The 16,132-nt window shown below is 63.3% G+C and carries 17 protein-coding genes and 2 pseudogenes; 10 read left to right on the top strand and 9 right to left on the bottom strand.

Annotation, left to right across the window (positions count from 1 at the left end; translation table 11 throughout):
- The 5 genes from BLW25_RS04550 (at position 1) to trpE (ending at position 5,953) form a co-directional block, all read left to right on the top strand.
- On the top strand, positions 1-612 hold the full coding sequence (locus BLW25_RS04550) for a LysE family translocator (RefSeq protein ID WP_092896743.1): 612 nt from the start codon (positions 1-3) through the stop codon (positions 610-612).
- Between the two features lie 13 nt (positions 613-625).
- Complete coding sequence (gene gpt / locus BLW25_RS04545) at positions 626-1,135, top strand: xanthine phosphoribosyltransferase (protein WP_092896728.1); 510 nt, start codon at positions 626-628, stop codon at positions 1,133-1,135.
- A 142-nt stretch (positions 1,136-1,277) separates the two neighbouring features.
- Positions 1,278-2,471, top strand: coding sequence for an aminotransferase (locus tag BLW25_RS04540; protein ID WP_092896726.1), 1,194 nt, complete (start codon positions 1,278-1,280; stop codon positions 2,469-2,471).
- A 96-nt stretch (positions 2,472-2,567) separates the two neighbouring features.
- A complete protein-coding gene (locus BLW25_RS04535; protein WP_092896724.1) occupies positions 2,568-4,448 on the top strand; it encodes a peptidylprolyl isomerase in 1,881 nt (626 codons plus the stop codon).
- A complete protein-coding gene (trpE, locus tag BLW25_RS04530; RefSeq protein ID WP_092896722.1) occupies positions 4,445-5,953 on the top strand; it encodes an anthranilate synthase component I in 1,509 nt (502 codons plus the stop codon). The genes BLW25_RS04535 and trpE overlap by 4 nt, the downstream gene beginning before the upstream one ends.
- Before the next feature lie 74 nt (positions 5,954-6,027).
- Here the strand turns inward: trpE and BLW25_RS04525 are convergent, their stop codons facing one another.
- Entirely contained in the window at positions 6,028-6,471 is a 444-nt protein-coding gene (locus tag BLW25_RS04525) for a GNAT family N-acetyltransferase (RefSeq protein WP_092896720.1), read from the bottom strand.
- Between the two features lie 160 nt (positions 6,472-6,631).
- On the opposite strand from BLW25_RS04525, the pseudogene BLW25_RS25490 reads away from it, so the two are divergent.
- Positions 6,632-7,142 (top strand): annotated as a pseudogene (locus BLW25_RS25490) (helix-turn-helix domain-containing protein); the annotation flags it as partial.
- Between the two features lie 92 nt (positions 7,143-7,234).
- Positions 7,235-8,029: pseudogene (locus BLW25_RS25485) on the top strand (short-chain fatty acyl-CoA regulator family protein); the annotation flags it as partial.
- Positions 8,030-8,041: 12 nt separating this feature from the next.
- On the opposite strand, the gene BLW25_RS04515 reads toward BLW25_RS25485, so the two are convergent.
- Positions 8,042-8,512 (bottom strand): hypothetical protein, encoded by a 471-nt coding sequence (locus BLW25_RS04515; RefSeq protein ID WP_143040437.1) that lies wholly within the window; start codon positions 8,510-8,512, stop codon positions 8,042-8,044.
- A 99-nt stretch (positions 8,513-8,611) separates the two neighbouring features.
- On the opposite strand from BLW25_RS04515, the gene moaA reads away from it, so the two are divergent.
- Positions 8,612-9,658 (top strand): GTP 3',8-cyclase MoaA, encoded by a 1,047-nt coding sequence (gene moaA / locus BLW25_RS04510; RefSeq protein ID WP_092901503.1) that lies wholly within the window; start codon positions 8,612-8,614, stop codon positions 9,656-9,658.
- 190 nt (positions 9,659-9,848) lie between these two features.
- On the opposite strand, the gene BLW25_RS04505 is transcribed toward moaA, so the two are convergent.
- Complete coding sequence (locus tag BLW25_RS04505) at positions 9,849-10,019, bottom strand: hemin uptake protein HemP (protein ID WP_092896714.1); 171 nt, start codon at positions 10,017-10,019, stop codon at positions 9,849-9,851.
- Positions 10,016-10,138 (bottom strand): hypothetical protein, encoded by a 123-nt coding sequence (locus BLW25_RS25195; protein ID WP_283177623.1) that lies wholly within the window; start codon positions 10,136-10,138, stop codon positions 10,016-10,018. The genes BLW25_RS04505 and BLW25_RS25195 overlap by 4 nt, the downstream gene beginning before the upstream one ends.
- A 407-nt stretch (positions 10,139-10,545) precedes the next feature.
- On the opposite strand from BLW25_RS25195, the gene BLW25_RS04500 reads away from it, so the two are divergent.
- Positions 10,546-11,025, top strand: a complete 480-nt coding sequence (locus BLW25_RS04500) for a hypothetical protein (RefSeq protein ID WP_092896712.1) — start codon at positions 10,546-10,548, stop codon at positions 11,023-11,025.
- An 86-nt stretch (positions 11,026-11,111) separates the two neighbouring features.
- On the opposite strand, the gene BLW25_RS04495 is transcribed toward BLW25_RS04500, so the two are convergent.
- The 5 genes from BLW25_RS04495 to BLW25_RS04475 form a co-directional block, all read right to left on the bottom strand.
- On the bottom strand, positions 11,112-11,390 hold the full coding sequence (locus BLW25_RS04495; RefSeq protein WP_092896710.1) for a hypothetical protein: 279 nt from the start codon (positions 11,388-11,390) through the stop codon (positions 11,112-11,114).
- A gap of 11 nt (positions 11,391-11,401) precedes the next feature.
- The gene (locus tag BLW25_RS04490) at positions 11,402-11,584 is read right to left on the bottom strand and encodes a hypothetical protein (RefSeq protein ID WP_092896708.1); all 183 of its coding nucleotides are present in this window, start codon (positions 11,582-11,584) and stop codon (positions 11,402-11,404) included.
- A gap of 20 nt (positions 11,585-11,604) precedes the next feature.
- Positions 11,605-12,126: a hypothetical protein gene (locus BLW25_RS24245; RefSeq protein ID WP_092896706.1), complete on the bottom strand. Its 522-nt coding sequence runs from the start codon at positions 12,124-12,126 to the stop codon at positions 11,605-11,607.
- Positions 12,123-13,787, bottom strand: coding sequence for a hypothetical protein (locus BLW25_RS04480; protein ID WP_092896704.1), 1,665 nt, complete (start codon positions 13,785-13,787; stop codon positions 12,123-12,125). Before BLW25_RS04480 ends, BLW25_RS24245 begins: the two co-directional genes overlap by 4 nt.
- Before the next feature lie 93 nt (positions 13,788-13,880).
- Entirely contained in the window at positions 13,881-15,830 is a 1,950-nt protein-coding gene (locus BLW25_RS04475) for a phage tail length tape measure family protein (RefSeq protein ID WP_290438662.1), read from the bottom strand.
- On the opposite strand from BLW25_RS04475, the gene BLW25_RS04470 reads away from it, so the two are divergent.
- Positions 15,742-16,122, top strand: coding sequence for a hypothetical protein (locus tag BLW25_RS04470; RefSeq protein WP_216279330.1), 381 nt, complete (start codon positions 15,742-15,744; stop codon positions 16,120-16,122). The genes BLW25_RS04475 and BLW25_RS04470 overlap by 89 nt on opposite strands.
- The last annotated feature ends 10 nt before the right edge of the window (positions 16,123-16,132 follow it).

Here is a 16,132-nt window from a genome sequence, read left to right as displayed (position 1 = left end):
ATGGGCCTCAGCGCATTCCTTGCAGCCTATTTCCTGCATCTGATCGCCGCGGCCTCTCCGGGCCCGGCGGTTCTGATGACAGCGAGAACGGCTGTGACCGAGGGCATGCGCACGAGCTTCTTTCTCGCCTGCGGCATCGGCTTCGGGGCGGTGTTCTGGGCACTGGCAGCGCTTTTCGGGCTGGCGGTGCTTTTCAAACTCGCCCCGGCGCTGTTCTGGGGCTTCAAGATCACGGGCGCGCTGTTCCTTCTGTGGATCGCGTTCAATATGTGGCGCCACGCGCCCGAACCCCTGGGCGATAACAGCGGTCAGCCGCCGCGCGGCGCGCTGGCCGCGCTCTGGCTCGGGCTTGCCACCCAGTTCTCAAATCCCAAGGCGGCGGTGTTTTTCGGGGCCATCTTTGTCGGCACCGTGCCGCCGGGCACCACCTGGCCCTGGCTGACCGCGCTTCTGATCGCGGTCTTCCTTAACGAGGTTCTCTTCAATCTTCTGATTGCGCGGCTCTTCTCGCTTGAACGCACCCGCCGCGCCTATGCCCGGCTGAAAACCGTAATCGACCGGTGTTTCGGCGGCATACTCGCCCTACTCAGCTTTAAAATCGCCGCTACCTGACCAGAGGACGCCAATGGCCGCTGACCGCCTGCCACATGAGAAAGGGTTCCATATCAGCTGGGACCAGATCCACCGCGATGCACGCGCTTTGTCCTGGCGGCTGGACGGCAAGGGCCCGGGCGCGGGCGGCCAGTGGCGCGCCGTTGTGGCGATCACACGCGGTGGGCTGGTGCCGGCCATGATCGTGGCGCGCGAGCTCGATATCCGCGTGATCGATACGATCAGCGTGAAAAGCTACAATCACCAGGCCCAGGCCTCGGCGGTGGTGACCAAATCGCCCCAGCCCGAGCTGATGGAAGACGGCGCCGGTATCCTGATCGTCGACGATCTTGTCGACAGCGGCAAAACGCTGGAACTGGTGCGCAGGCTTTACCCGAAAGCGCATTTCGCCACCGTTTATGCCAAGCCGCATGGCAAGCCGCAGGTCGACACCTATGTCACCGAGGTCAGCCAAGACACCTGGATCTTCTTCCCCTGGGATATGGCGCTGCAATACGTGCAGCCCTATCGCGGCACCGACTGATCGGGACCGGGGGCGTTCCGTCTCCCTCCTGCGCCTCAAAGGCGCTGTTTACCCCCTGAGAGCATCCGGGGGCGGCCCGAAACGGGCCCGGGGGGCGGGCAGCCCCCCGCTCCACATCAGCCATCAGGCACAGGAGCCGGCCATGTCTCTTCCGCTAAATTCAAATCTTGGCGCAACCGAACTGCCTCCGGTGATGGAGGCGCGACGCTGGATCCAGGGCAAGAGCTTTCCTGCGAACCGTCCGCTGATCAATGTAAGCCAGGCCGCGCCGCTGGAGATCCCGCCGCTGGAATTGCGCCAGGCCATCGCCGATGCCGCGCTGAATGACCCTGACGCGCATCTCTATGGGCCGGTTCTGGGCATGACGGCGCTGCGCGAAGAGATCGCGGCTCAGTTTTCCCGCGCCTATTCCGGCACGATTGCTCCGGACCGGGTTGCGATCACCCAGGGCTGCAATCAGGCCTTTTGCGCGACGCTCGCCGCGCTTGCCGGCCCGGGAGATGAGGTCATTCTGCCCACGCCGTGGTATTTCAATCATAAAATGTGGCTCGATATGAGCGGCGTGACCACCTGTGTGCTGGACACCGGGGCATCGCTGATCCCGGACCCGGCAGCAGCAGCGGCGCTGATCGGACCGAAGACCCGTGCCATCGTGCTGGTCACGCCGAACAATCCCGGCGGTGTCGAATATCCGTCCGCCACGCTCAGGGCCTTTTTTGATCTTGCCCGCGCGCATGGCATCGCGCTTGTGATCGACGAGACCTATCGCGATTTCGACAGCCGCCATTCGCCGCAGACCGGCGGGCGCCCGCATGATCTTTTCGAAGATCCCGCCTGGGGCGAGACGGTGATCCAGCTTTACAGCTTTTCGAAAGCCTACCGGATGACCGGCCACCGCGTGGGGGCGATTGTCGCCTCTGCCGCGCTTCTCACGGAAATCGAGAAAGTGCTCGACACCATCGCCATCTGCCCGAACCAGCTGGGGCAGACCGGGGCGCTTTGGGGCATGCGCAACCTCGGCTCCTGGGTCGAGGGCGAGCGTCAGGAAATCCTGAAACGGCGCGCGGCGATGGTTGAGGGCTTCACTGCGCTACCCGACTGGGTGCTGATGGGATGCGGCGCCTATTTTGCCTGGGTGGAACACCCGTTCGACCTCGCCTCGGATGATCTGTGCCGTCGGCTTGTCGATGACTGCGCCATCCTGATGCTGCCCGGCACCTTCTTTACGCCCGAAGGCTCCGAGGCCGGCCGCCGCCAGATCCGCATCGCTTTCGCCAATATCGATTGCGATGGCATTGCCGAAATGTTCCGCCGGCTGCAAGACTTCCGGCCCTGACGCACCCGCCTCCCGCGAAAGCGTGACGCCCCTGCCCTTGCCCCACACCCCGCTTGCCCTTAGACAGGCGCAAATGTTCTGACCGGAGCCCGCGACATGGCCAAAAGCCCTGATGATCAGCCGAAAAAGAAGAACAAGGGCACCTCGGCCCTGACCTGGCTGATGACCGGCATGCTGATCCTCGGGCTTGGCGGCTTTGGTGTCAGCAATTTCGGCGGCACCATCAATTCCATCGGCTCGGTCGGCAAGATCGACATTCCGGTGCGCGATTACGCCCAGGCCGTACGCGACGAGGCGGCAAAGCTGTCGCAGCAATTCGGCACGCAAATTCAGGTGCAGCAGGCGATCAGCTTTGGCATCGATCGCCAGGCGCTTGCGGGCCTTGTGACCCGCGCAGCTCTGGACAATGCGGCGCTTTCGGCAGGGCTTTCGGTGGGCGACGCGACTGTCGCACAGGAAGTCATGAAAGAACGGGCCTTTATCGGCAGTTCCGGCAGCTTTGATCGTACCGTCTACCGTGAGGCGCTGAGCCGTGCCGGCTGGCGCGAGGCCGATTTCGAGGAAAGCCTGCGTCGTGATGCGGCCCGCGCGCTTTTGTCCGGCGCGGTGACCGGCGGCTTTGCCGCCCCCGAGGCCACCACCGATGCGATCTATAAATGGGTGGCAGAGCGACGCGGCTTCTCGCTGATCCGGCTGACGGAAACCAGCCTCACCGCCCCCTTGACCGATCCCGATGAGGCGGCGCTGAAGGCCTGGTATGACGCCAATATCGCTGAATTCACCCGCGGGGAATCAAAGCGGCTGCGCTATGCCGTGCTGCTCCCGGAAACCATCGCCACTGGCCTGCCGGTCGATGAGGCGGCGATTCGCAAGATGTATGACGCGCGGATTTCGGAATTCGTGATCCCGCCGCGCCGCCTTGTCGAGCGGCTGGTCTATCCCGATGACGCAGCGCGCGAAGCGGCGCTGGCGCGGCTGACTGCCGGCGAGGCCACTTTCGAAGATCTCGTCACCGCACGCGGCCTGTCGATGGTTGCGGTCGATATGGGCGATGTCTCGGAGACCGAACTCGGTTCGGCGGGGGCCGAGGTCTTTGCCGCAGCCGAAGGCGCGGTTATTTCGGCAGAAACATCGCTTGGTCCGGCCCTCTTCCGCATCAACGGCGTGCTGCCGGGCGAAGAGACCACATTTGAAGAAGCGCATGACGATCTTGCCCAGGAAGTGAAGCTGGAAGCCGCACGCCTTGAGATCAATCATAAGATCGACGAGATCGACGACCTCCTTGCCGGCGGCGCCAGCCTTGACGAGCTTGCCACCCAGACCGGGATGGAACTGGGCCAGATCGATTATATCGCCACCGGTCCGGGCGCGCAGACCGGCAACAAGCTCGAAGGCTATCAGGCCTTCCGCGCAGCTGCCGGTGCCCTGAAAAAAGGCGACTTCCCCGAGGCGGTGACGCTGGATGACGGCGGTGTCGTGGCGCTGGAATTCGTCGAGATGGTGCCGCCGACGCCGATCCCCTTTGACGAGGCTCGGTCTGAAGTGCTGGCGGCGCTGCAGCAAAGCAACCTTCGCGCCGCACTGGATGCGCGCGGGCTGGAACTGAAAACCGCCGCCGAAAGCGGCACCGATTTCGCGACGCTGGGCACGGTCGAGACCGTGGCCGAGACCTCGCGCGACGGGGCCACGACGGAAAACATCCCGGCCTCGGTGCTGGAAGCCGCCTTCGCGATGAAGGCCGGTGATATCCGACTGATCGAGGAAGGCAGCTTTATCGGCCTGTTGCGGCTGGATCACGTGACCGCTGCAGCGGAAACCGGCGATGAGGCCGAAGCACTGAAAGCCGCGATTTCCTCGCAGCTTGAACAAGCGGTCGCCCAAGATGCTTTCACCGCCTTCACCACCAGCGTTGCGGATAAAGCGGGCATGACCCTCAATCAAAACGCCATCAACCAAGTGAATTCGAGCCTGCAATGAAACTGGAACCCTCCTTCGACGCCTTCGAGAAAGCCTGGGGAGAGGGGAAAAACCAGCTGATCTGGGCCCGGCTTGCTGCGGATCTGGATACGCCGGTCTCGCTGATGCTCAAGCTTGGCGAGGCGCGCAAAGACACGTTCATGCTGGAATCGGTGACCGGCGGCGAGGTGCGTGGTCGCTATTCGATCATCGGCATGAAGCCCGATCTGATCTGGCGGTGCCGGGGAGAAGCCTCCGAGATCAACCGCTCGGCGCGGTTTGATCCGGATGGGTTCACCGCGCTTGAAGGCCATCCGCTCGACACGCTGCGCGCCCTGATCGCCGAATGCCATATCGACATGCCCGATGATCTGCCGGCGGCATCTGCCGGGCTGTTCGGCTATCTTGGCTATGACATGATCCGGCTTGTGGAACATCTGCCGGATGTGAATCCTGATCCGCTTGGCCTGCCCGATGCGGTTCTGATGCGCCCCTCGGTCGTGGCGGTGCTGGACGGGGTGCGCGGCGAAGTGATCGTGGTGGCGCCGGCCTGGTATGAAAAGGGCGTCTCTGCCCGCGCAGCCTATGCCCAGGCGGCCGAGCGGGTGATGGATGCGCTGCGCGATCTTGACCGGGCGCCGGCAGTGCAGCGCGAGATCGACGGTGTGGCGATCTCGGGCGAGCTGACCTCGAATTTCAGCCATGACGGCTATAAGGCAGCGGTCGCGAAAGCGAAGGACTATATCCGCGCCGGTGATATTTTCCAGGTGGTGCCGTCGCAGCGCTGGACGATGGATTTCCCGCTGCCGCCCTTCGCGCTCTATCGGTCGTTGCGGCGCACGAACCCGTCGCCCTTCATGTTCTTCTTCAATTTCGGCCCCTATCAGGTGGTCGGCGCCAGCCCCGAAATCCTGGTGCGGCTCAGGGATGGCGAGGTGACGATCCGTCCCATCGCCGGAACCCGCAAGCGCGGCGCGACGGTGGAAGAGGATAATGCGCTGGAGGCCGATCTGCTGGCCGATCAGAAAGAGCTGGCCGAACATCTGATGCTGCTGGATCTGGGGCGCAATGATGTGGGCCGTGTGGCGCAGATGGGGACCGTGCGGCCGACCGAGAAATTCGTGATCGAACGCTATTCGCATGTGATGCATATCGTCTCGAATGTGGTGGGACAGATCCGCGAGGGCGAGGATGCTTTGTCAGCCTTGCTGGCGGGGCTGCCTGCGGGCACGGTCTCGGGCGCACCGAAAGTGCGGGCGATGGAGATCATCGACGAGCTGGAGCCGGAAAAGCGTGGCGTCTATGGCGGCGGCTGCGGCTATTTCGCGGCCAATGGCGAGATGGATTTCTGTATCGCCCTGCGCACGGCGGTGCTGAAGGATGAAAAGCTCTACATCCAGGCCGGGGGCGGCGTTGTCTATGACAGCGACCCGGAGGCGGAATACCAGGAAACTGTCAATAAATCCAACGCCCTGCGACGTGCAGCGCAGGATGCCGGGCTGTTCACGCGGCGCGGCAACGGCTGAGCTGCCGGATGATGGCAGAGGCGGGGGCCAGCCCCCGCCCCCCGGGAGTATTCAGAGGCAGAAAATGAGGCTCTTCAGCGCGAATAGCGGATGAAGGGCGTCACTTTTGCGATGCGGTCATAAAGCTGGCGGGCGGTGGTATTGAACTCCTGCGTCAGCCAGTAGACACCGGGGGCGCCTTTTTCATCGGCGATCCGGTAGACCTCTTCGATCAGTTTTCGCCCGAGGCCGGTGCCGCGCGCTTCGGGGGCAACATAGAGATCCTGCAGATAGCAGACATTCTCGATCTTCCAGCCATGGCGGTGGAAGAGGAAATGCGTGAGCCCCATCGGCCTGCCATCGACCAGCGCGATCAGGCCCGAGAAATCCTGTGGATCGTCGCCGAGGAGGCGCTCAAAGCTGGATCGGTACACCTCTTCCGGCACCGAGGTTTCGTAAAAGGTCAGGTAATCGGCCCAGAGGCGGCGCCATTCGGGTTCATCCGAGGCGCGGAGCGGGCGGATTTCGATCTGTGCCATGGGCGGGTCCTTTATGGAAATCATCAGACCACCCTGCCCCTGCCTGTCGGGCGATGGGCAGCACCAGATTCTGCGAGATGATAGCGCCAGCAGGCGGCGAATCCGCTTGACCACCTGTCTTTGCAAATAGAACTTGCGATTTGCAAATACGGAGCCCGATATGGCCACGCAAAAACTCTATGCCGGGGTGAAGCTGCGCGAGATCCGCGGGCGGCTGAGCCTGACGCAAAAGGCCTTTGCCGACAAGCTTGGCGTCTCGCTGCCCTATCTGAACCAGATGGAGAACAATCACCGCCCTGTTTCGGCAGCGGTGGTGCTGGCGCTGGCGCAGGAATTCGGGCTCGATGTCACCGAGCTGACGGTGGGCGAGAGCGAGCGGCTGGTATCCGATATGCGCGAGGCGCTGGCAGATCCGGTTTTCACCGCCTCTAACCCGCCGCTGGCGGATCTGCGGCTTGCGGCCTCGAATGCGCCGGCCTTAGCCCGGGCGTTTCTCGACCTGCACCGTGCCTACCGGCAAAGCCATGAGCGGCTGGCCTCGCTGGATGAGGCATTGGGGCGCGAGGATATCGGGCTGAAACCCAGCCCCTGGGAAGAGGTCCGCGACTTCTTCCATTATTGTGACAACTATATCGATGCGGTCGACCGCGCCGCCGAGATCTTTGCCGGATCGGCAGAGCCAAAGCGCGATGTGGTACGGCTGGCCCAGGATCTGCTGCGCCAGCGCGGCGTCTCGCTGCATTATGAGGCCGGCGTGCCTGTCCGCCATTACAACCCGTCAACGCGGCGGCTGGTGATCTCGGGCCAGGCCCAGGACGCGACGCAGCGGTTTCAGCTGTTGCACCAGCTGGCGCTGATCACCCAGAATGACCTGCTGGAGGCGACGCTGGATCTGGCGCGGTTCTCGACGCCCGAGGCGCGCGATATCGCCAAGATCGGGCTTGCGAATTACTTTGCCGGGGCCGCACTTTTGCCCTACCGCGCATTTTTGCAGGCCGCGCGCGAGACACGCCATGATCTGGAGCGGCTTGCCGATCTCTTTGGTGCCTCGATCGAGCAGGTGGCGCATCGGCTCTCGACCCTGCAGCGGCCGGGCTCCAAGGGCATCCCGTTCTTCTTTGTCCGCGTCGATCAGGCCGGAACCATCACCAAGCGTCATTCCGCGACACGGCTGCAATTCGCGCGGTTCGGCGGCGCCTGCCCCTTGTGGAACGTACACCAGGCCTTTGAAACGCCTGGGAAATTCCTGCGCCAATTTGTCGAAACGCCGGATGGGGTGCGCTATCTGAACCTCGCACGCGAAGTCTCAAAACCCGCCGGCGCCTTCCTCGCGCCGGTGCGCCGTTATGCGATTGGCCTGGGCTGCGAGATCCAGCATGCGCCGGATCTGGTCTATTCTGATGGACTTGACCCGCGCGGTCGGTTCGAGCCGATCGGGATCTCCTGCCGGATCTGCGAGCGGATGAATTGCCACCAGCGCTCGGTTCCGCCGCTGGAACGCCGGCTCAGGGTCGATCCGAATACCCGCGATCTGCTGCCCTATGAAATAGCCGACTGAAGCCCGCGCGGCTCAGTTGCCGTAAAGCGTCAGCTCGGGCAGGCCGGTCAGCGGCAGGCCAAGCGCCTGATAGGCCGAAAGCGACATCAGCGCGCCGCCACTGCCCGGGCGCAGCTCGACCGCGAGCGATTTCCCGCCAGGGGCCACGACCCGGCCCTGACCTTTGGTCTGGACCAGCACGCTTTGCACCCAGAGGCCGGTTTCAGCGGGCGGCCCGAGAGCCACCACCGCCTTGCCCAGTTCGCGTTCGCCCGAAGCGACCGGTTTGGCAAGCGCTGCCGCCTTTTCCGCATCCGAGGTCTTGTCCAGCGCCGCAGCGCTGTGACCGCTCGCCCCGAGTGCGGTGGTCGTGACCGCGGGCGCGAATTCGGTCGCAAGGCCCGGATTCGCCGCAGGGGCGTCACGCCCTTTGCCGAACCCTTCGAAAACGGAACATCCCGGCACAGCCAGGGACAGCGACAGGAGGAGAAGGGCGCGTTTCATCATAAGGGCAGAATAGGCGTCCCGCCCCTTGCCTGCAACTCCCCGATTGGCCGGCGATTGCAGCTTGTGGCACAGGCCCGCCGCCCCTATTTTAATCAGATGAACAACACGGCTCCGCTCATCGACCCATTCGCGCGCGCCATCCGCTATCTGCGGGTCTCGGTGACGGATCGCTGTGATTTCCGCTGCACCTATTGCATGGCGGAACATATGACTTTCCTGCCCAAGGCCGAGCTTCTGTCGCTGGAAGAGCTGGACCGGCTTTGTTCGGGCTTTATCAGGCTTGGCGTGTCGAAACTGCGGGTGACGGGCGGCGAGCCGCTGGTCCGTCGCGGCATCATGACGTTTTTCGAGGCGATGGCGCGGCATTTGCAAAGCGGCGCTCTGGAAGAGCTGACGCTGACCACCAATGGCAGCCAGCTTGCCCGTTTCGCGCAGCCACTGGCCGATCTGGGGGTGAAGCGGATCAATGTCTCGCTCGACACCCTGGTGCCTGAGAAATTCGCCGCCATCACCCGTTGGGGGCGGCTGGCCCAGGTGCTTGACGGCATCTCTGCCGCAAAGGCCGCCGGGATGCGGGTCAAGATCAATACCGTGGCCCTGAAAGGCTTTAACGAGGACGAACTGTTCCCGCTACTCGACTGGTGCGCCCGCGAAGGCCATGACCTCACCTTCATCGAGGTGATGCCGATGGGCGAGATGGGCGAGGAAAACCGCCTCGACCAGTATTGGAGCCTGCGTGCGCTGCGCGCCCGGCTGGCGGAACGCTTCACCCTCACCGATCTGCTGGAACGCAGCGGCGGCCCGGCGCGCTATGTCCGGATCAATGAGACCGGACAAAAGATCGGCTTCATTACCCCACTCACGCATAATTTCTGCGAAAGCTGCAACCGGGTGAGGCTGACCTGCACCGGTGAGCTTTACATGTGCCTCGGACAGGAGGATATGGCCGATCTGCGCGCGCCGCTGCGCCTGCATCCGGACGATCCGGCGCCGCTGGAGGCCGCGATCCGCGAGGCGATTGCCCGCAAGCCCAAGGGCCATGATTTCGACTATGGCCGCCAGGCAGACAGTGCCTCCCCTGAGGCGGGACAGGGTCTGATCCGGGGTCAGATGAGCCGGCATATGAGTCATACCGGTGGCTGACCCGGTGGGATCCAGCCAGGTCCCCACCGGTATCCCTTTGCCACACATAAAATTCCCCCGTTCGGCAGCACGAGGGAGAGCTGCCGGACGAGGGAAAGTCTGAGGCGGATTCCCCCGCCATTCAGGACTGGTTGCTCAATAGATGTCTGATCTGCCAAAGCCCGCAGACTTTGCCCGTGAAAGCAGGAGGTTACTTGGTCAGGATCAGCTTGCCCTGGCGCGTGATGCGCAGGGTGTAAACCTGGCCATCCAGCACGATCTTGGCCAGCGAACCACCATCCGTCAGCACACGCGCATCATGCACCGGCGTCGCGTCATTTTGCAGCCAGGGGGTCAGAGCGGTCTCGGTATGGGCGTTCATTTCACTGCCCCTACGCGTTCGATCAGAGCTTCCAGTGCCGCCGAAGGGGCCGTTCCGGCCGCCGCCTGGCGCAGCATCTCCGCCAAAGGAAGCCGGTCGCCCGTTGCAGGTCGGGTCATGGTCTTCTCCATCGCCTCTAAGAGAGTTTATGGCTGCGCTCGCGAAGAGCCTGGCTGATCTGCGGGCATTCCTGACTGATTTACTTTGTCATGTCAAGCAATGATGTCACCCGGGTTCATCAATCACTTTGTGAAGCATGTGGGTTGTAGCGTGACAGCGAAAGTTGCACTGTTTGACACCCAAACCTGCACCATTCGACTTTTAGAAACCGGGGCCTGAGCGCCCTTCCCGGCACGGGTTGAACGCCCTCTTAAAGTCAGGGTTAAACACCCGGCGTCAGCCCGGTTCCTGTTGGGTAGCGTGACTGCTATGCGGGACGAAGTGGACGGTCGGCGCCTTTACTTCAGGATGAGTGCGGCTACGTTGACCTTTGCAGGTTAGACGCAACTTCTTGACCAGAGAGCACATGAACGAGCAGCAACGACAGTATTTTGATAATTTACACATCCAGGCAGGCGATCTCATCGCAGAGCCCTTGGAAGAACACATGTCAACATGTGAATGCTGTGGCGGCATTAGTCGTCAGGTCTCGGGCTATCTACACCTGAAAGATGCCGGAACCCTGGCGTCATATTTCATGCAATGGACGCCCGGCGCACCACTCGCGACGCATCCTGCGAATTTCGATTTAATAGTAGGGCCTTGGGGAGAGGACGAGGAGGAGGGCCCGCTAAGTCGCTGTGCGGTCGCACTCATCCACTTTCAAGGTGAGAATGGACCGGCTGTCATGGTGATTGACGCGCAACAACGTCCCGCTGCGACCGGTCTGGCAAAGATAATCGCTGAAAGGAGCGATGTGATTGGCACACCATTCGCAAACTCGGTGTTTGCAATGTACGATGCAGCTCTCCTCCAGGATCATCGCTTATCTCAGTTCCTGAGATAGAACGAACGGCGGCTATGGGCTCAAAGCTACGGGTTGCCGCCCCCTCTGGCCTCCCTTGAGGCCGGTCAGTGCATCAGCTGGGCCTTTCAGCCAGCTTCAGTGACAGAACAAACTGCTTCGGCAGCCCTCGGCGTCAGCGCCGACAGTGCCTGTCCGATGAGGCTTTGCAGCTCCTGCGCCTGATCGACGGTGATCAGGAGTGCAGAGCGGGGGATGATCTGGCCGTCCATGGCCTCGCTCATGGTGAGACGGATCACCCCGCCCGCCCTGGAGACATGGGCATGGTTGGTATAGACTGCCGGCATTGCGATGCCCGGAGGGACGGGATGGTCGGGCTTCGTGGCGGACGATGGTTTGCGGGCCATGTTTCTTCTCTTCAGGTGCTGAGTTTGCGAAGGATCTTGACCGAAGTTGCGAGTTGATCGAGCTGGATCAGCGCAGTCTGGCGGGGCTGTGAAAGATCGATACCGTCGATCTCGGCCGGGAGCGCCTCGATGTTGACGCGCAGCGCGTCAAGTTGGGCGATGTCGAGGGCGTTGGTGTCTTTGGGCGTGGCCATTATTGTCTCCTTTCACGGGGTTAAGCGGTGATCACGGCGAGCGCCGCCGTGATGTCTTCGGGGGTCTGGGCTTCGGCGATGGCGGCCTGCGTCGAGAGGCGGAGCGCCTCGAGGCCTGCCGCAGCCATCCGCCAGAGATCGGCCATATTGAGCCAGAGCTGCGCCAGCTGATCCGCATCCGGCGCGGTGATCCCGATCTCGGCCGAGAGCAGCGGGAAGGTCGCGAGATCGGGATCCGTGGCCCCGACCCAGGCGCGCGCCTCGGCCTCTTTGGCGAGATAGATCATATCCTGCCCCGGAAGCGCGGTTATCAGGCGGGCGCGCGCTGTGGTGATCCAGGCCGTCAGCGCCATCCGGGCTTCTTCCCGCAGCGGCTCCAGCGAGATCCGGACCAGCGCGCCGCCGATCACCGCCCAGCCGGTTAGATCGCCCAGATCCTCAGCCGCCAGATCGGTCTCGATATAGTCGCCCGGCAGGTCGGCCGCGCCCTGCATCGTATAGAGGATCCGGCCATCAGCCGGGTCATACCAGACCCGCATCATCCCCAGCTCCCCATTGCGTAGAAGGAATAGAACACCGTCCAGTTGGCCTCGCCGCTTGTATAAGTCGGGGTCTGGCTGCTGATCAGCGTGGCGGAGCCATCCTGATAGGCCCGCACCACATTGCCTGGCGAGAGCGTCACATAGCCAAGGCCGACGCCATTGGTCGCGGTGTTGCGGTGCAGGATCCACAGCCCCGCCCCGAGGTTAGGGAAGCTGCCGGCGCCGGTGGCCGTGGTCACGAAACTGCCCACGGCGGTCGGTTCCAGCGGCAGCACATCGGCCTTCACATCGCGCGCGGCGCTATAGGACATGACCACCCGGCCCGGCGTTCCCGGGTCACCGGAATTCCAGCCGGCGCCGCCCGCCCCGGGCAGGCCACCGGCCCCGACAACGACCCTGATCCGGGGCGAGGCATAGCCGCTGACGTCGATCCAGTCGGTAACAACCGCAGCCGCTGCCCAGCCCCCCTGGGATGGAACTCCGCCGATGCCGCTCAGGCCACCTTTGCCGCCGCTGCCCCAGGCCGCGCCATGGGTCGAGACCGTGCCGCCATTACTGTTGAGACCTCGCCCCTCCTGCCCCCCGGCCGAGACAAAGGTGTGTTTGAGCGTGGCGCCGTCATAGACGTAAACGGTGGTCGCGGCGCCGGGATAACCCCAGGTCGACTGTCCGCCGCTGATCTGCCTTGTGCCGCCGCCGCCGCCGCCGCCGATCAGATCAAAACTCATGCGGCTGGTGCCCGCAGGCACATTGATGATGCCGGCGGTCGAGGCGGTATAGATCGTCTGCGTCGGCACTGCGTCACCGGAGACGAAATGCCGGGCATTGAGGATCTGAAGCCCCGTCGAGCTCGCGAGTTTCAGGGATTGCCGCTTGCCTGCATTGGTGCGGCTGGCCGCCAGACCGAAGCGGCCGCCATCATGGCCGAAATAGATCCCGTCCGTCTCATCCGAGGCGACCGAGGATTTGCCATAGCTGAGGCCGGCCCCCGGAAGGATGGTGAGCAGGCTGTCGACATCAAGATAGCTAGCCGAGATTCTGCCGCCGACCAGCCAGTTCACATTTAAATAATCGGCCGTCACCGTGCCCTGAAGCAGGATATTATCGGCCGAGATCCGCGCCAGAGAGGTGGAGCCTGTCGGGCCGGAGGTCGCCACCAGCTCCAGCAGCGCACCGGCAGATCCCGCCACCGCGCGGAAGCCGATCACAGCAGACTGGATCCCCGCGAGATCCGCGACCGCACGCTGGTAGATCGAGGTTTCGGAAGAGGTCAGCACCTCTTCGAAATCGAAGCGATGCACCCTGAAACGGACATTGGAAGCCGCCGACCCGGCAACGGTACTCGAAGCCAGAAAGATGAGCTGAAAATCCGTGGCCGTCACCGGATTCGCCGCAGCCGGGCGCGGGATGTAGATCTCGATGGTCTGCACGACGCCGGTCGTCGCGGTGATCAGATCCTTCAGAAGGCGGTCGACGAGCCGGGTCTGCCCATCGAACCAGGCAGCGCGGATATCGGCCCCGCTGGTTGCCAGATTGCCCGAGACATATTCGATCACCATCCGAATCATGACGCCGGCAGGCGAGCGTGAACAGTCGAGGCCCTGATTGACGACGCCCAGCACCAGGGTCGGACCATTCGTCCCGGGCACGGTGGCCTGCATGTCGAGGGCATTGTTGTAGCGGATGCCGCTGGTGAGCTTCGAAATCGCGCCGCCGGTCGCGCTGAGACCGATATTGGCCGGCCAGGTGCTGGATCAGTCGTTGAAGACCGGGTTCTTGCTGACACCGCCCGACATCAGGCGGGCTGCCGTGTTGCGGAAATCCAACGCCTCGGCAGAATAAGTGCCGGCCTCGGTCGCCTTCGTGCTTGCCAGCGATGCGCTGCCGGCGGCGGCGGTGGCGCTGTTGCCGGAAGCGGTGGCCGAGGTGGCGGCAGCGCCCTGGCTGATCGCGGCGGCATTGGCAGAGCCCTGGGCATTGGAGGCCGAAGTTGCGGCATTGGTCGCATGGGTCTGAGCCTGCCCCCGCGCGGTCTCTGCCGCCGTCTGGGCGATCTGGGCTGCGGACGCGCTGGTGCCGGCTGCAGTCTGGCTGGCGGCGGCAGACGACGCCGAGGTTGCGGCCGCGCTGGCGGAACCAGCCGCGCCGCTGGCGGATCTGGCCGCAGCATCCGCCCCGGTCAGATCGTCCACCAAAATTTCGTAAACGTTCATAGTGGACGCAGCAATGCCGTTCGCAGCCGAGACGCCGAACCTCAGCATTGCAGCATTGTTCCACTGGGCCTGCGATCCGCCGTTATGCGTCACCAGCCCCCCGGAAACCCGCCCGAAAATCATGGTGATCGTGGTCAGCGTGTCGGCTTCCACAGCGGTCGCGGCGTAAAGCGCCCCCGTCACGGATGTGCCTTCCGCCGTCAGCCATTGGCTGCGCAGGCTCAGGGTCTGTGCGTGACTGGATTTTACCTTCGCAGTGACCCGGTACACATTCCCATCAACAGACGGGACCGTGGCCCGAAGCGATACCGCTGCACCTGCGCCCGTGGTCGCCCTGCGGACATAGACCCCATCGGCATCCGTGTAATAACTGTTCGCGCCAATCGGCACATAGGCGTCCACGGTGCCCAGGGTTGCAGTGCCGAAAGGCAGCATGGCGCTGCTGGCGCGCCCATTGATCCGCACCTGCGCCCCGGCCGCAGAAATCCCGGCCGCCATATTGACCGAGGCAAGAGACCTGGCGGAGCCATCACCATCCCGTAGCGCTTTTTCCAGCTCCCATGCCGCCATCTCGCTGGTGATGATCTGCTCTGCGGCAGCGGTAAAACTCGCGGGAAGGCCCTCGCTGTCCTGCATAATCTGGACGAGCACCTGACGCATGGCGGTCAAAGCCGCACGTTGCGCCTCTGGCCCTTTCGCCGCGTTCAGGCCTTCCAGAGTAGTTTGCAGCTGCTGCGCCTGAACAACCGTCAGCCCATATTCATTGCGAATGCTCTCGATGATGCCTCGTTGCATCTCGAGCGCAAATTGTACTCCGGCCGGGTCGCCTCCGCCGAACTCTGTAGCTTGCTGGCGCTGTTCAATGGCCTCCTGAAGCGTTGCTATCTCGTCCAGGTCGCTCTTCAGCCCGGAAAAACCCTCACGGATCTTAGCGACACCTTCCGTCATCGACTGGATCGCGCGGATGCGCTCGAGAAGCGCAATCGCCTGATTGACCTCGCGGATCTGCTCCGCCTGAAGGCCCCACTCCTTGCGCAATTGACCCATGGGCGTCAGCGTATCATCGACCGCCGACCGGTATGCCCGAACCCGCGACGACAATTCGTCAATCACTTCACTTAGGCTCTTTGCCTTTTCGCCCGCGCCGGTGAACCATTGCAGCGCCGCCGCGCCAAAGCCGATCACCGCCATGGTGGCGAAGGAAAGCGGGTTCAGCATCGAGGTGAAAGCGCTGGCGATGGCCGGCCCGATCTGCATGCCAGCCGCGCGCATCTGGCCAAAGACCTGCACGACCTGCTGCCCTTGTTGCATCATCAGCATGAACGGGCTCTGACCCAGCGACATCATCATGCCGATGTCGTTGAGCTGATACCCGGCAGATTGGAAGCGGATCAGCCGTGAGGTGCGCGAGGCGGCCGGCAATAAGTGCGAGAAGTGCGGGGCACCGAACGGCGAATATATCTCGCGCGGGACGGGGTTCGCAGTGGGCACTTATATGCTGATGCATGGACAAGTTCATTGCGCAGAGACCGGCGAATACAAGGGCATGGCGCGAGGGTCTGAATATCCGACGCGCGGTCTGGTCAGGATCATCCTCACCGTCGCGCACCTCGATCACCAGCCCGAGAACTGCGCCAGGTCCAACCTGCGCGCATGGTGCCAGCGGTGCCATCTTCGCTATGACGCGAAGCACCACGCGGCGAATTCGGCAGCAACGAGGCGCAGCAGGAAGGCGGCCGGTGATCTGTTCGCCCGCGCCGCGCGAGAGAAAGGGGGCGGATGATAGGGGCGCA

Source organism: Rhodobacter sp. 24-YEA-8 (assembly GCF_900105075.1).
GTDB lineage: Bacteria > Pseudomonadota > Alphaproteobacteria > Rhodobacterales > Rhodobacteraceae > Pseudogemmobacter.
The sequence above is the reverse complement of the archived record's forward strand: the minus strand, read 5'-3'. Positions and strand labels throughout refer to the sequence as shown.

What these genes read in the sequence shown, in the direction of transcription:
- BLW25_RS04480 (WP_092896704.1), bottom strand. Translation starts at nt 13,787, where the DNA reads ATGCAGGCCACCGTGCCCGGGACGAATGGTCCGACCCTGGTGCTGGGC.
- BLW25_RS04525 (WP_092896720.1), bottom strand. Translation starts at nt 6,471, where the DNA reads ATGGCACAGATCGAAATCCGCCCGCTCCGCGCCTCGGATGAACCCGAA.
- BLW25_RS04535 (WP_092896724.1), top strand. Translation starts at nt 2,568, where the DNA reads ATGGCCAAAAGCCCTGATGATCAGCCGAAAAAGAAGAACAAGGGCACC.
- gpt (WP_092896728.1), top strand. Translation starts at nt 626, where the DNA reads ATGGCCGCTGACCGCCTGCCACATGAGAAAGGGTTCCATATCAGCTGG.
- BLW25_RS04515 (WP_143040437.1), bottom strand. Translation starts at nt 8,512, where the DNA reads ATGAAACGCGCCCTTCTCCTCCTGTCGCTGTCCCTGGCTGTGCCGGGA.
- BLW25_RS04490 (WP_092896708.1), bottom strand. Translation starts at nt 11,584, where the DNA reads ATGGCCACGCCCAAAGACACCAACGCCCTCGACATCGCCCAACTTGAC.
- BLW25_RS04505 (WP_092896714.1), bottom strand. Translation starts at nt 10,019, where the DNA reads ATGAACGCCCATACCGAGACCGCTCTGACCCCCTGGCTGCAAAATGAC.
- trpE (WP_092896722.1), top strand. Translation starts at nt 4,445, where the DNA reads ATGAAACTGGAACCCTCCTTCGACGCCTTCGAGAAAGCCTGGGGAGAG.
- BLW25_RS04540 (WP_092896726.1), top strand. Translation starts at nt 1,278, where the DNA reads ATGTCTCTTCCGCTAAATTCAAATCTTGGCGCAACCGAACTGCCTCCG.
- moaA (WP_092901503.1), top strand. Translation starts at nt 8,612, where the DNA reads ATGAACAACACGGCTCCGCTCATCGACCCATTCGCGCGCGCCATCCGC.
- BLW25_RS04550 (WP_092896743.1), top strand. Translation starts at nt 1, where the DNA reads ATGGGCCTCAGCGCATTCCTTGCAGCCTATTTCCTGCATCTGATCGCC.
- BLW25_RS04500 (WP_092896712.1), top strand. Translation starts at nt 10,546, where the DNA reads ATGAACGAGCAGCAACGACAGTATTTTGATAATTTACACATCCAGGCA.
- BLW25_RS04495 (WP_092896710.1), bottom strand. Translation starts at nt 11,390, where the DNA reads ATGGCCCGCAAACCATCGTCCGCCACGAAGCCCGACCATCCCGTCCCT.
- BLW25_RS24245 (WP_092896706.1), bottom strand. Translation starts at nt 12,126, where the DNA reads ATGATGCGGGTCTGGTATGACCCGGCTGATGGCCGGATCCTCTATACG.
- BLW25_RS25195 (WP_283177623.1), bottom strand. Translation starts at nt 10,138, where the DNA reads ATGACCCGACCTGCAACGGGCGACCGGCTTCCTTTGGCGGAGATGCTG.